Origin of the sequence: Erysipelothrix sp. HDW6A (assembly GCF_011400295.1) — a bacterium.
Lineage (GTDB): Bacteria > Bacillota_I > Bacilli_A > Erysipelotrichales > Erysipelotrichaceae > Erysipelothrix.
Window position 1 is genome coordinate 58633 of the sequence record NZ_CP049859.1, and the last position, 13659, is coordinate 72291.

At 36.4% G+C, this 13659-nt stretch carries 15 protein-coding genes and 2 other annotated features (1 of these 17 only partly in view); of the genes, 3 read left to right on the plus strand and 12 right to left on the minus strand.

Annotation, left to right across the window (positions count from 1 at the left end):
* Positions 1-37: a binding site (T-box leader), on the plus strand (it extends 176 nt beyond the left edge of the window).
* A gap of 39 nt (positions 38-76) precedes the next feature.
* Positions 77-281, plus strand: a binding site (T-box leader).
* Positions 282-326: 45 nt separating this feature from the next.
* The 3 genes from G7059_RS00395 (at position 327) to G7059_RS00405 (ending at position 3915) form a co-directional block, all read left to right on the plus strand.
* Positions 327-1817 carry an ABC transporter substrate-binding protein/permease gene (locus tag G7059_RS00395; RefSeq protein ID WP_166080102.1) on the plus strand — a complete coding sequence of 497 codons (1491 nt, stop codon included), beginning with the start codon at positions 327-329 and terminating at the stop codon, positions 1815-1817.
* Positions 1810-2541, plus strand: coding sequence for an amino acid ABC transporter ATP-binding protein (locus tag G7059_RS00400; protein WP_166080103.1), 732 nt, complete (start codon positions 1810-1812; stop codon positions 2539-2541). Before G7059_RS00395 ends, G7059_RS00400 begins: the two co-directional genes overlap by 8 nt.
* 66 nt (positions 2542-2607) lie before the next feature.
* On the plus strand, positions 2608-3915 hold the full coding sequence (locus G7059_RS00405) for a D-alanyl-D-alanine carboxypeptidase family protein (RefSeq protein WP_166080104.1): 1308 nt from the start codon (positions 2608-2610) through the stop codon (positions 3913-3915).
* On the opposite strand, the gene G7059_RS00410 is transcribed toward G7059_RS00405, so the two are convergent.
* From G7059_RS00410 to rlmB, 12 genes are all read right to left on the minus strand, one after another.
* Positions 3905-5125, minus strand: coding sequence for a folylpolyglutamate synthase/dihydrofolate synthase family protein (locus tag G7059_RS00410; RefSeq protein ID WP_166080105.1), 1221 nt, complete (start codon positions 5123-5125; stop codon positions 3905-3907). The two genes, G7059_RS00405 and G7059_RS00410, sit on opposite strands and share 11 nt — an antisense overlap.
* Positions 5118-5768, minus strand: coding sequence for a uracil-DNA glycosylase (locus G7059_RS00415; protein ID WP_166080106.1), 651 nt, complete (start codon positions 5766-5768; stop codon positions 5118-5120). Before G7059_RS00415 ends, G7059_RS00410 begins: the two co-directional genes overlap by 8 nt.
* Positions 5769-5799: 31 nt before the next feature.
* A complete protein-coding gene (locus G7059_RS00420) occupies positions 5800-7353 on the minus strand; it encodes an ABC transporter substrate-binding protein (RefSeq protein ID WP_166080107.1) in 1554 nt (517 codons plus the stop codon).
* A complete protein-coding gene (fni, locus tag G7059_RS00425) occupies positions 7346-8356 on the minus strand; it encodes a type 2 isopentenyl-diphosphate Delta-isomerase (RefSeq protein ID WP_240920499.1) in 1011 nt (336 codons plus the stop codon). The genes G7059_RS00420 and fni overlap by 8 nt, the downstream gene beginning before the upstream one ends.
* Positions 8340-9368, minus strand: coding sequence for a phosphomevalonate kinase (locus G7059_RS00430; protein ID WP_166080108.1), 1029 nt, complete (start codon positions 9366-9368; stop codon positions 8340-8342). Before G7059_RS00430 ends, fni begins: the two co-directional genes overlap by 17 nt.
* Positions 9365-10309: a diphosphomevalonate decarboxylase gene (gene mvaD / locus G7059_RS00435; protein WP_166080109.1), complete on the minus strand. Its 945-nt coding sequence runs from the start codon at positions 10307-10309 to the stop codon at positions 9365-9367. The genes G7059_RS00430 and mvaD overlap by 4 nt, the downstream gene beginning before the upstream one ends.
* Positions 10302-11243, minus strand: a complete 942-nt coding sequence (gene mvk / locus G7059_RS00440) for a mevalonate kinase (RefSeq protein WP_166080110.1) — start codon at positions 11241-11243, stop codon at positions 10302-10304. Before mvk ends, mvaD begins: the two co-directional genes overlap by 8 nt.
* 96 nt (positions 11244-11339) lie before the next feature.
* Entirely contained in the window at positions 11340-11876 is a 537-nt protein-coding gene (gene nusG / locus G7059_RS00445) for a transcription termination/antitermination protein NusG (protein WP_166080111.1), read from the minus strand.
* A gap of 1 nt (position 11877) precedes the next feature.
* Entirely contained in the window at positions 11878-12060 is a 183-nt protein-coding gene (gene secE / locus G7059_RS00450; protein ID WP_166080112.1) for a preprotein translocase subunit SecE, read from the minus strand.
* A gap of 11 nt (positions 12061-12071) precedes the next feature.
* Complete coding sequence (rpmG, locus tag G7059_RS00455) at positions 12072-12230, minus strand: 50S ribosomal protein L33 (protein WP_166080113.1); 159 nt, start codon at positions 12228-12230, stop codon at positions 12072-12074.
* Positions 12231-12294: 64 nt separating this feature from the next.
* Positions 12295-12912, minus strand: a complete 618-nt coding sequence (locus tag G7059_RS00460; protein ID WP_166080114.1) for a sigma-70 family RNA polymerase sigma factor — start codon at positions 12910-12912, stop codon at positions 12295-12297.
* A 30-nt stretch (positions 12913-12942) separates the two neighbouring features.
* Positions 12943-13659 carry a 23S rRNA (guanosine(2251)-2'-O)-methyltransferase RlmB gene (rlmB, locus tag G7059_RS00465; RefSeq protein WP_166080116.1) on the minus strand — a complete coding sequence of 239 codons (717 nt, stop codon included), beginning with the start codon at positions 13657-13659 and terminating at the stop codon, positions 12943-12945.

Sequence of the window (13659 nt, forward strand, 5' to 3'; positions counted from 1 at the left end):
GCAATTAGAGTGGTACCGCGTTTAACACGTCTCTAGATACAAATATCTGGAGGCGTTTTTTATTTCCAGATCATCATTAAAGTCAATGAACAAGAGAGTAGTCAATCTAGAATGCCTAGCGAGTTGGAAACGGTGTAAGCCAACCATTCGAAATTGATGAACCGCACTTGCTAGATATGCTTCTGAAATCATAGGAAGCATCGCTGATGCAGCGTTACCAAAAAGAGGGGGATATTTTTAAAATATCAACTAGAGTGGTACCGCGCCAATGCGTCTCTAGACAATTATTTGTCTAGAGTTTTTTTATTTTAAGAAAGGAATCGTTTATGAAAAAATTACTAACACTACTGTGTCTTATCTTTGTACTTACTGCTTGTTCAGTTAACAACAATGATAATGATCCACAAAACTTACTTGAAGAGATCCAACAGAGAGGTGAACTTGTTGTTGCAACATCTCCTGACTATGCACCATACGAGTTTATTGACCCATCACAACTAGGACAAAACAAATATGTCGGAGCTGATATGGAGCTTGCCAAGCTGCTAGCGAAAGAGCTTGGTGTTGATCTTGTGATTAAGCCCATGTCATTCGATGATATTCCATCATCCATTATTGCCAGAAAATATGATATTGGTCTATCAGGTTTTACCTATACAGAAGAGAGAGCACAAGCTATTCAATTCTCAATCTCTTATGACAGTTCAGAATCAAAATGCCAAGGCTTCCTTGTGTCTGACACCAATACTTTTGATTCTTTAGATGATTTCGATAAAGCTACTGTTTCATCTCAAAACGGATCACTCCAACAAGAATATGTTAATGAACAACTCCCAAATGCAAACGTAAGACTTGTTACATCATTAGATGATGCTGTAATGGAACTAAAGGCAGGAAAAACTGATGCCGTTGCAATAAGCTGTGCATCCGGTGAGACATTCCTTAAGAACAATTCAGGAATCAAAATTAGTGATGTTAAGTTCAACAGCGAGAACGAACAAGGAATTATGGCTATTATGCCTAAAGGTGAACCAGAGCTCTTGAATGCTGTCAATGAAATCCTAAATGATGTTGTTGATAGTGGAAAATATCAAGTGTGGATGGATGAAGCTGTTATTCTTGATGCGGAAGTATCGAATATGGGTGATGGAGTAAAACCTACTATCTTCACACTTGCAAAAACATATGGTGATTTATTCTGGGAAGGTACTATAGGTACCCTTTGGTTATCAGCAGTTGTTGTGTTCTTTGGAACAATCTTTGGTGCCCTACTTACCCTTGCTAAGATGTCAAAACTAAAACTCCTAAATATTGTTTCAAGTGTGTACGTTGAAATTGTCCGTGGAACACCAATTCTATTACAACTCTACCTCTTTGTTTATGGTGGAGCACAACTCCTTCCAAATATGGTTAGTGATTACATGTGGGTTGTTATTGCACTTATCTTTAACTCTAGTGCTTATGTTGCGGAAGTCTTCCGTTCAGGAATACAAGCTGTTGATAAAGGGCAGTTTGAAGCAGCTAAGAGCCTTGGTTTATCTGATAAAAATATGATGATTAAAGTTATTCTACCGCAGGCAATCAAGAACATTTTACCAGCACTCGGTAATGAGTTTATTATGATGATAAAAGAGACATCACTTGCATCAATCTTCTTTATCAACAGTTTAATGACCACACAGTCAATCATTTCAGCTGCTACTCACATGAAATTTGAAACATTAATCATTGTTGGTATTATCTACTTTATTCTTACATTTACATTATCTAAAGTTATTACACACTTTGAAAGAAAGGGAAATAGAACTCATGCCTAATCCACTCATAAAAATTACAAATCTTAAGAAAAATTTCGGATCTTTAGAAGTATTAAAAGGAATTGATTTTGATATCAATCAAGGACAAGTTATCTCAATTATCGGTCCATCAGGATCTGGTAAGTCAACATTCTTACGTTGTCTAAACCTTCTTGAAAAACCAACATCTGGAACTATACTATATAAAAATCAAGATCTTACGAATACTAAAAAACTTGACGCATTACGCCAAGAGTTAGGGATGGTATTTCAACATTTCAATGTCTTTCCAAATATGACTGTTCTTGAAAATATTACTTTAGCTCCTACTCTTGAAAAAGGAGTCTCAAAGAAAGACGCAAAACTCCAGGCAGAAGAACTTCTCGATAAGGTTGGTTTGCTTGATAAAAAAGATGAGTACCCTACAAAGTTATCTGGAGGCCAGAAACAACGTTTAGCTATCGTCAGGGCTCTAGCTATGAATCCTGAAGTAATGTTGTTTGACGAACCTACAAGTGCTTTAGATCCAGAAATGGTTAATGACGTTTTAGATGTTATTAAATCATTAGCTGATAGTGGGATGACAATTCTAATTGTTACTCATGAAATGAACTTCGCTAAGCAAATTAGTGATACTGTTATCTTTATGGATGATGGCCATCTTGAAGAGGTCGGAACACCTGATGATATCTTTAACAATCCTAAGAGTCCTCGCTTATGTGAATTTTTAAGTAAAGTTCTATAATTATCTAAGTGGTCAACTATTGGCCACTTTTTTTTGGTAAAATAGAGTATGTATTTGGAGGTTTATATGAAAAAAAGGTTATACAAACTATTACTAACATCAATCTTACTGCTACCTTTGATGTTTCAAAATATCCAGGCAGACAATCAAATTTCAACAAAACCTCTGTATTTCTATAGTGATAATTACTTACTTATGGATGCAGATGATGGAACCGTACTTTTTGAAAAAAATGGATACGAACTTGTTCATCCTGCTTCAATCACAAAAGTTCTTACAGCCATCACCGCAATAGAAATGATGGAGTCAAAGAACATGAAGTTGACTGACTTAGTAACTCTCGGTGACGAAGTCTTTAACGGTCTTAGTTCTATTGCTACTGTTGCTGGTTTTAAACGAAATGAAACACTCACACTTAATGATATTCTTCATGGAATAATTCTTCCAAGTGGCGCTGATGCAACACGTGCTATGTCATATCACTTAACAGGAGATCCAGAAGGATTAACAGAGCATATGAATGTTCTTGCTCAAAAAATTAATATGACTAAGACACATTTCGTAAATACAAGTGGCCTAGATCATGAGGATCATCTAACAACACCCTACGACTTAGCCTTGCTTATAAAATATGCCTTAAAGAATGAAACCTTTAAGAAACTCTATTCTACTGAGAGATACACAACGAGTCAGACTACAGAAAATCCTGAAGGGATCAATCTAAAGAATGGAGCACTTGTCTTCGCACATGAACAGGGAATGATGGATCTAATTGGCACGAAAGCTGGATATACAGAGATGGGCGAACGAACTCTATCAAGCTTTGCACAGAAAGATGGTAAGACACTCATCTTCATCAGTACCAATGCTCCTTTAGAAGATAAAATTGGCACAAATATTCTTGATGCAATAAATGTCTATAATTATGTTTTTTCTTCATTTAACCGTGAAACAATACTCGAAGAGAGTCAGGAAATAGGAACTCTTCCAATTAGAGATGCAAAAACAGACTTTAAAGTGACTATTGATAGGAATATCTCTTATTACTTACCAAAAGATGTATCGATTCATGATTTATCAATTCAAATTGAACCTGCTTCCGAAACTCTTGTGGCCCCGATTAAAGCGAATAGCATTCTAGGAAAAGTCTCCGTGAAACTTGGAGACACAGTTCTACACGAGGAAGATATCATCACGGGACAGAAGATACCTGTGAAGTTTACTATAAGGCTATGGCGAGGCTTTATATTTGCCTTGAAAGCATTGTTGGTCATTCTGTTTATCGGAATCCTTGCTATTCTAGGAATTCGATACTATAACTTAAATAAAATTAGGAAACGTAAAATGAATAGAAAACGTACGATTAATCGCTAATCGTACGTTTTTTTAAATATTCTCTAACTTCAGAAATAAAATATAGGGAACCAGTAACAATAAGTGAACCTTCACCCTTTGATTCTAAACCAAAATCAATGGCTTCAAATGGATCGCGTATCGCTATAACATTTTTTCCTTTTGATAGCTCTTCTAGCGAAGCTGCTCGGTAGAAATCAAACTCAGTGACAATGACCTTATCTGCATTACTAATCAGTGTATCTAACATGCCTGAGAAATCTTTATCTCGTAGAGCAGTAAATACAATTGTCCATGGTTTCGGTAAAATCTGAATACTATTAATCAATTGAGTTATTCCCATTTCGTTATGGGCACCATCAATGTATATATTTTCTGATATTTCCTCAAATCGTCCTGCCCAGTGTGTAGAAGCAATACCGCGAATATAAATATCATGATCAAGGTTTGGAAGTATCTCATTGACTAATGATATTGCTAGGACTGCATTAGAGACTTGATAGGCTCCTTGATTGGTAAGGGTAAGTGTCATATCTAAATAATCAAACACATAGGATTTACCTACTGTATGGTAGTAAGGAATGCAAATTTGACGGAAAGGACTCTCTAATGCTGTAGATACCTCTACAAATATATCCAGCACTTCAATATCTTGTGAAGTAGTAATAATTGGAACCGAAGGTTTAATGATTCCGGCTTTTTCTTTTGCTATTTCTTGAATTGTATTTCCTAGGATATTCTGGTGATCAAGTCCAACATTAGTAATACCCGAAACAAGGGGTGTCACGACATTAGTAGCGTCAAGACGTCCTCCAAGACCTACTTCATATACAACGTAATCTACTTTCATATCAATAAAATATTGAATTGATAGTATCATATCAATCTCAAACATACTTAAGTGAAATTTTTCCCATAGAGGGTATGTCCAGTTAATATAACGAAGGAGATCTTCATCAGAGATTGGCTCGTTTTGAACACGTATTCGATCATTGTGGATTAATAAATGTGGAGAAGTAAACGTTCCCACCTTGTACCCTGCTTCTTGAAGAATAGAGCGGGTAAAGTTTGTGGTTGAACCCTTTCCATTGGTTCCACCAATGTGTATTATTTTAAGCTTATCTTGAGGCTTACCTAAATAATCTAATGCTTGATTTAAATAATCGATTCCATAAGTTTGATTTTTTCTCGCCATTACGATATCGCGTGCTTCATCAATAGTTTTAAACATGATTGCTCCAATTTATCGGGGATTGCCCAGTTTTTATTAAGTAGTCATTGATTTTACTGAATGGATGGGATCCAATGAATCCTCTGTAAGCTCCTAAAGGTGATGGATGGCTTGATTCGATAAAATAATGATGTTTATCAATAAGTTGCTTTTTATCTTGTGCTTTCTTCCCCCAAAGTACAAACACAATTGGTTTCTCTCTCTTACCCAGTTCACTTAGGACACGATCTGTAAAAGTCTCCCAACCTATATTCTTGTGTGATAATGGCTTTGAATCTTCTACAGTTAGTATCGTGTTTAGTAGAAGTACACCTTGTTGTGCCCAGGAACTTAGATCTCCATGAGTGTTATGAATACAAAGGTCATCATCAAGTTCTTTAAATATATTGATAAGACTTTTTGGCAATGGCCAGTCTTTGGGCACCGAGAAACTTAGCCCCATTGCTTGTCCTGGTTGATGATACGGATCTTGACCCACAATCACAACCTTTACGTCTGAATACGGTGTATATTCGAAGGCTTTGAATACATCATCTTCACATGGATAGATACTTTGTGTTAAACGACGTTTCTTCAAAGTATCCTGTAGTTTTTGATAGTACCCTTTAGCACTTTCTTGTTCAATTAGTGTTTTCCAATTCATATCTCACCTCAAAAAAAGAAGAAGAATAAAATTATTCTTCCTCAATTATATCATGTTTCTCAAGCCATTCTTTTGATAATGCCACAATTTCTTTTTGTGCTGTTTCAACATCTATTTTCCCATCATAAAGATCTCTTAATACTGGCATCATATCGATTGATGTATAGATTGATCGTGCCAAGACTTTAGGATTCTTATCTAAAGCCATAACAGGTTGAGCATCGCTATAATTATAGGCTTTGATTTGCTCCATTACCATATTATCCTCAATCGAAAGCACCTCTAATAGATTTCTATGATAAATAGGTGTTTTATGTGTGCTATTGTAGTAATTTGTAACTGCTTCACCTGATCTTAGAATTCTTAATACTTCTGCAGCTGCAGATATATACTTAACATCTTTATTGACAGCGTAACCATCAACTTCAGCGCTCGGAGTTAAGCGATAGCCATCATTAGAAGGAAACGCTGTGTATACATATTCGTCTCCACTTGCCTCTGCGTATTGTCTTGCGAAATCAAAGTCGTTTACGATGGTGAAAAGTGATTGTCTTTCATAAAAGGCAGATTCATATTTCCACTCTAAAGATTCAGCAGTATTACGATATTTAGTGTAATCAATAATTTCAGGAAGTTCTTCAACTTCTTCACCCTCCTCAGTAAGTGGAGTGTTTTCATTATTTGGTTTTACTTCTTCAGTTGTTTCTGTGCTTGGTTTTTCTGTGTCTGGTTTTTCTTCTTGAGGTTTCGTTTCATCGTCTTTAGTCTCATCAACTAAAGGCTCTGCCGTTGTTTTATCCCATGCAGTATTACCCATAGCTTCCACAAGTTTTAATCCATCTCTAAATTCTTTGGAATCAAATCCGGGTTCAGAACCAGAATTGGTAAAATTCAAGGACCATCGGCCTCCCGTTAAGAATGGATAGAAACTTATTTGATCTGTAAATGTAAGTGGGAAGAGAACATCAATTTCTTGTAATACAGGATCAACATTCTGCGCAATTTTGTCCCAGGACTCAAATACATCTGGAATTGAAGAATTGTCTTCATCCTTTAAATCAAAGCCTAGTTCTTCCATCAAGGTTTTATTGTAAGTGAATAACGGTCCTTTAATACTATTTTGTACAAAATAGTAGCCTTTTAAGTTAATCGTATCCTGTGCAAGAGACGGCACTGTACTCCCAACGACTGAACTTACTTTCTGAGGCATATCATAGAGCATATTAAGGGCAAAGGCTGCATTATTCTGTGTAGTGACAATAATATCTGTTTCTAATCCTTGTGATAATTCTTCGAGTGTTAGAGGCGCTCTAACAATATAGCTAACTTTATCAAGATGAGTAGGATGAAGTTCATTCCACTTGCTTACTAAGTATTCTCCAAGTTCTTCACTTTCAACTTGTACTGTTAATTCTGCTTTATCTTCAATTAAAAATGTCTCAACGTTTCTGTCATAACATGCACTTTTACCATCTAATGTACACTTTGAAGACATTAGAAGAAACGTTGTGGCAACTACCGCAATAATCAAAGCAGATAGTGCACCTACAATAATAATTTTATTCTTACTTGAACTATTACTCACGCACTATCACCCAGCTTTCTTTAATCTGATAAGGAACACGAGCAACTTCCTTTATATTACGTGCTCCAATTAATACCATAATACGTCTTAAATCTTCGAAGAAGTTATCTGCCTGTCTCATCATTTCTTTGTCGTCATGTTGTGTCATCTTTAGGAATGTACCAGAAATCCCTACGGCTTTAGCCCCTAAACGAATCAGTTTTAGGACATCAAGTGGTGTTTTAACCCCACCTGATGCAATGATTTCAAGTTTATCATGATAAAGTTTTGTGATTTGAAGAGATTCAATTGCTGTTAATCCCCAATCAGTAAGATAGTCATAGCGTTTCTCAACTGAACGTGCATTTTCAATGGATATAAAGTTTGTTCCCCCATGCCCACTCACGTCTACGTGTTTAACACCACGTTCATACAGTTGTTTTACAGTAGCATCATTCATACCAAAACCAACTTCTTTAACGATAACTGGGACATCTACTGCCTTTACGATTTCCTCGATATGATCAAGCCAATGCGCAAAGTCACGGTCACCTTCATCCATCGTAAGTTCTTGGGCAACATTAATATGAATACCTAATGCGTTCGCTTGAATCATTGCGATTGCTCTTTGTGCATCATCTACACTTGCATTGGCACTAACGTTACCAATTATAAAACCATGAGGGTTCGTCTCTCTAACAATTTTAAAACTACCCTCATATTCAGGATGTTCCAAAGCAACGTGTTGCGATCCAACCGCCATAGGAATATCCAAACGAGCAGCAATCAAAGCTAGTTTTTTATTGATTTGACCCGTTTTTTCACTGCCTCCTGTCATAGCATTAATATATACAGGATAAGGGAAATCTCGGTTCAAATAACGTGTACTAGTATCAACGTCACTTAAGTTCATATTTGGAATACTATTATGGACTAAACGCATCGATTCAAAAGGGTCTTTAGGCTTTGGAAGCGATAAGGCTAGTTCTACGTGATCATCTTTTCTTTTAGAACGAATACTCATTGTTTGTTACCTCTACATCTAACAATAGAATACCATTTTTTTGCCATTCTATGTCTATTTTCTCAATAATTTCGTTTTTAATCTTCTGTCCAATTGCTATACCACAGTCTCCTCCACCAGAACCTGATAACTTCGCCATTAAATCGTATTTATTAGCGATAGCAACCAGTTTCTCTAGAGTCTTGGTTTCGATATTAAGCCCAGTATCAAGAGCAAGTTGATTTAATAAATAACGGTATTGACTCATAAAGTCTGCCATTGAATCTCGATTTGTTTTCTTCACACCTTCAATAAAACCATGTGTAATATTTTGAGCGTTTTCTAAAAACTTAGTGTACTTGACGGGATTATTGCGACCCCACTCAAGAAATGTACTGACGTATGGATTGGTTTTATTTTCACTTTGCGTCCATCCGACTACCATTTCAAAATCATTCCAAGGGAGCTTTTGAATATCAAGCATTGGCCAATCTAATTTTATGAGATCGACTGCTAACTCTTGTTTCATTAGCCAGTCTTTATCGTATCGTGAATAACTAATCACACCACCATAGATTGATGCAGCTAGATCACCACCGGAACTAAGCTCATTCATTCGAGCCTGTGTTAAAACACTAAGTTTAAAGAGTTCTTCTTGTGTATATGAAACTTCATAATGTGAGAGTACTGATGCAATGACTGAAACAATCACAACTCCCGAAGAACCAAAACCATATTTCTTATTTGATACATCATCAAGTTCGCTTTCAACAAGCATGGTAAAAGAATCTTCTTTTCCTGCATATTCAAAAGCTGTTTGAAGTGCATATGCAACGTATCGCATTGGGCCTTTAAACGTTTCATCTTGAAGTTCATGAATCGTTCCAAAACTACTTTCCACTTTCAAATTCTTTGCGGGATTGATGGTAACGTGAATATATCGGTTGATTGCTGCGACAACACTTGGATGACCCGGAATCACTACTGCATATTCACCCATTATGTACAATTTCCCAGGAAATTTCAGTTTCATAATACTTTGATTCCTTCACCACTTCGACATACTACTGTTTCAATTCCGTCAGGAAGAGACTTTAGAACAGTATCTACATGCTCTTGTGTCGTCATAATCTTAACGTTAGGTCCTGCATCCATAGTAAAAAAAGCAGGAACTTCCTTTTGTAGTTCTCTTAATCGATTCATTATATCTAAAGTTTTAGGTTCAAAGTACCACATATTAACTGCCATTAAGGAAGCATGCATTTGGAGTGCATTGGTCTGAGCTAGTTTTCCTAATGTCCAAATATCTTGATTACGAATTGCTTCTTCAATCAGATCTGCAGTTTTTTCAGTGTTCTCAATCCAAGCAGGGTAATATGGTGACTCTTTGGCAGTAATATCCATTGCAGTACTACTTGAATAGGGTTTAATCTGATCGTTGATAATACATACTATCATTCTAAAATCGTCCCATGGAGCTACATCTAAAGGCTCCGCATAACTATTATCATGATTGCTTCCGCGATTCCACTTTACAAATCCTGGATATATTGAACGGGATGCACTCCCAGATCCAAGTCTTGCAAGTTTAGAAAGTTCTTCATTCGATAAATTCAAATCTAAGGTTGCCGCCTTTGCGAGTGCTGCAAAAGCTGAAGCACTGGATGCTAATCCTGCTTCTTTAGGAACATGGTTCCATGACTCAATCTTCGCATATGAGTTAATATCAAACATACTACGAATACGGTCCATATACTGATACACACGCTTTGCAACTTTATCATCAACTACTTCGTCATCTAAATAGAAAATATCCCTATCTAATGCGTCATCATAAGTTACGCGAGTATCAGTATAAAACTCGTTTAATGTAAGTGAAATACTTGAATTGTGGGGAATCTTTAACTCGCTATTTGCTTTTCCCCAATATTTTAATAGAGCAATATTAGTGTGTGCTCTTACAATTTTACTCATTGATATTCCCCTCTAAATTATAGAACCAAGTTTGGTGTGCGCCGCTTTCTCTTAACTTTAAGGCAATTGTCTCTGCTGATTCTTCATCTTTTGCAAGAGCAATCATACACCCTCCTTGACCACTTCCAGTAAGCTTAGCGCCCAATGCACCGTATTGCATTGCGATTTCGACAAAGCGGTCAAGTGTATCGTTGGAAACAGAGAAGTCTCTGAGAATTGCATGAGTTTCTAGCATTGCCTTTCCAACTTTTGACATGTCTCCTGTATAGAGGTTTAATAATGTCTCATCTGTAAGTACACCAATACGATTCATACGAGAAATCATATCAGTATTATCATGGAGTTTGCCTGCAAAATCAGCTACAGCTTCTCGTGTACTGCCAAGTTCTCCAGTATCTGCTACAACAAGATACCCTTTAAGTTTTAGTGGTAAATGACGTTTCTCATGATTACGACGAAAATACAGAGGCAGGTCTGCAATGACCGTATTCACATCCAAGCCACTAGGATTAAGATGATGAATGTTCTCTGCTACATTGACAAGCTCAATTAACTCGTCTTCTGATAACTCAACACCAAATGCTGCGATAACACCACGCACTACGGATACAGAGACTGCAGCACTTGAGCCTAAACCTCTGTTTGCAGGTAATGTTGATTCAATATCGACGTGAATTGATGAGTTACTTTTGTTTATATATTTTAAAGTTGTTTCAATTAGTATTGATATCCCTTGAAGTTCACTTGGAACCTCAGTAAGCAGCCCATCAAAATAGGAACAATGAATTGTTGAAACCGAATCTGTTTTTGATACGGTAGTTTTTACGTATGCTCCGTAAAATGGTAAAGAAATTGCTGGAAGACCATGCACAACAGCATGTTCACCCATCAAGATTATCTTACCATGAGCATATCCTATACCTAGTTCTTTCATATGACACCTTCCACGCTATATTATACACCATTATGTTAAAAATGATTAGATTCACACAACTTCCGATATTAAAGTAAAAAACGGGTTTCCCCGCTTTTAGATTGCTTCTAAGTCTGTGTATGAAATCTCTGTCGGTGTTTCACGACCGAATAGAATTGTAAGAACCATTGCAGTTTGAGCATCATCGTTCATTGAATCGACTGTTCCTTCAATACCTGCAAAAGGACCTGATAAGATCTTAACTGTATCACCAACTTGGAAGTTGACAACAAGTTTTTGATCACTCATTCCCATACGACGTAAAATTGATTCAATTTCTTCTGGTGAAACTGGGAATGGTTTTGCCCCACCACCTGATGAACCGATAAATCCAGTTACTCCAGGAGTGTTACGAACAACATACCATGCTTCATCAGTCATAATCATTTCCACAAATAAGTATCCAGGGAATAGATTACGCATTTTCTCAACTTTTTTACCATTTTTGTATTCAATTTCTTTTTCTTCAGCAACTAAAATTCTGAATAATGAATCTTCAATACCCATTGTCTCAACACGACGAATTAAATTTTCTTTAACTCTGTTTTCGTGTCCAGCATAAGTGTTAACTACATACCATTGTTTATCTTCCATTTTACGCACCTATTCCTAACAATCTTAATGCCCATACGAGCACAAATTCTGTAAGAATAAAGTACGCTACAAAGAATAAGATAAATGATATTGCGATTACCGTATTTCTGCGTGTTTCCTTGCTGCTTGGCCATTGAATTTTACGAACTTCTTCTTTAACACCAGCTATTGTAAACCATTTCATAGCATTTCCTCCTATTTTGAGTCACGATGTAAGGTGTGTTTGCCACATCGCTTACAAAATTTTCTAACTTCAAGACGCTCTTGCGAATTTGTATGATTGCGGGTCGTTGTATAATTTCGAGACAAACATTCAGTACAGATTAATATTACTTTTTCTCTCTTGTTTGACATAATAAAAAAACCCCACTTTCGTGCTATCTAACTTTAACATAGATACACAGTGGGTGTCAATTAATTATTTGTGTCTCGATCTCACAAAATCGTTTGCCTCAAGGCCGGCATAGTATTGGTCGTATGCTTTTCTTATTGCACGTCGAACTTTCTGAACTTTATTATCAACGTCTTTCTCTGTTAGGTTAAATATTTCAGAGATTTCCTTGTAAGAATATCCTATTCTCCTTAATTCATAGACTTCTCTTTCAATCGGTAACATTAAATTTAGTACTTTGTCCATAAATTCCTTCGCTTCGAAGTAGTAACTCATTTGCTCTGGATCTGTCCTAAAACTTGGATCCATCGTACATTCGTAATATGCGTTATCTTCAGAAACATAATAATCAAGTGAGTATCTGGTACCACTCAATACGTTTGATTTTTTTGTAAGTGTTCTAATGTACCCTAATATTCGTGTTTCCATACACACTTCAATGTAACGAGCTAAGCCGACTCCTAAGTACTCTTTATACGAGAATATAGACTCATAGAGTGAAATAAGACATTCTTGCCTCGCCTCATCGTATGTTGCTCCGATACTATCAAATACATTAGCGCACTTTATTGATTTTTTTTGAACAAGTCTTTCATAGCGACGAACCACTTCAGCAAAAGCATCCTCGTCTTTCTGGTAAATCATGTATCCATATTCGAAGTCATTGTGCATTATCTATTTTTCCTTTCGACGTCTGATTATATCAAAGAGCACAACAGCAGTAGCTACAGAAACGTTTAATGAATTAACACTTCCAGCCATAGGAATCGTGGTTAGGATATCACACTCTTCTTTTACAATTCGTGATACCCCTTTTCCTTCAGAACCAACTACAAGAACTAATGGCATATCAACTGGAAACTCAGTATATTCGACTGCTTTAACACCATTTTCTGCAGCAACAACCCAATATCCAGCTGCTTTAAGTTCTTTAAGAGCTTGAACCATATTCGTAGCTTGCACTACTGGAACTGTATTAATCGCACCTGTAGAAACTTTTGCGACGGTATCAGTTAAACTTACACTACGATGTTTTCCAATAATAACTCCATCAACACCCGTAGCGTCAGCAGTTCTTAGTATGGCACCTAAATTATGTGGATCTTCAAGCTGATCGCACATTACAATTAATTTATTTTTTGCATTCTTGATGAGTACATCAAGTTCCATGTATTTGTAGTCTTCAACTTCAGCAACAACTCCTTGGTGAACTCCATCAACCATCTTATCCAAGCGATGTTTAGCAACAAAGCTCAATTCAACATTTTGACTTTTAGCCAATTGAACAATTTCAGGGTAATTACCTTTATCAAAAAGATAGACACGTTGTGGACGTTTTCCAGTCTTTAAAAATGAAACAACGGTATTCTTTCCAAAAATATACTTTGACAT

Excerpts from the sequence above, each read along its gene's own strand:
- nusG (WP_166080111.1), bottom strand. The coding sequence starts at position 11,876 with ATGGAAGATAAACAATGGTATGTAGTTAACACTTATGCTGGACACGAA.
- mvk (WP_166080110.1), bottom strand. The coding sequence starts at position 11,243 with ATGAAAGAACTAGGTATAGGATATGCTCATGGTAAGATAATCTTGATG.
- G7059_RS00405 (WP_166080104.1), top strand. The coding sequence starts at position 2,608 with ATGAAAAAAAGGTTATACAAACTATTACTAACATCAATCTTACTGCTA.
- G7059_RS00460 (WP_166080114.1), bottom strand. The coding sequence starts at position 12,912 with ATGATTTACCAGAAAGACGAGGATGCTTTTGCTGAAGTGGTTCGTCGC.
- G7059_RS00430 (WP_166080108.1), bottom strand. The coding sequence starts at position 9,368 with ATGAAACTGAAATTTCCTGGGAAATTGTACATAATGGGTGAATATGCA.
- rpmG (WP_166080113.1), bottom strand. The coding sequence starts at position 12,230 with ATGTCAAACAAGAGAGAAAAAGTAATATTAATCTGTACTGAATGTTTG.
- G7059_RS00395 (WP_166080102.1), top strand. The coding sequence starts at position 327 with ATGAAAAAATTACTAACACTACTGTGTCTTATCTTTGTACTTACTGCT.
- secE (WP_166080112.1), bottom strand. The coding sequence starts at position 12,060 with ATGAAATGGTTTACAATAGCTGGTGTTAAAGAAGAAGTTCGTAAAATT.
- fni (WP_240920499.1), bottom strand. The coding sequence starts at position 8,356 with ATGAGTATTCGTTCTAAAAGAAAAGATGATCACGTAGAACTAGCCTTA.
- rlmB (WP_166080116.1), bottom strand. The coding sequence starts at position 13,659 with ATGTCAAAGTATATTTTTGGAAAGAATACCGTTGTTTCATTTTTAAAG.
- G7059_RS00410 (WP_166080105.1), bottom strand. The coding sequence starts at position 5,125 with ATGTTTAAAACTATTGATGAAGCACGCGATATCGTAATGGCGAGAAAA.
- G7059_RS00415 (WP_166080106.1), bottom strand. The coding sequence starts at position 5,768 with ATGAATTGGAAAACACTAATTGAACAAGAAAGTGCTAAAGGGTACTAT.
- G7059_RS00400 (WP_166080103.1), top strand. The coding sequence starts at position 1,810 with ATGCCTAATCCACTCATAAAAATTACAAATCTTAAGAAAAATTTCGGA.
- mvaD (WP_166080109.1), bottom strand. The coding sequence starts at position 10,309 with ATGAGTAAAATTGTAAGAGCACACACTAATATTGCTCTATTAAAATAT.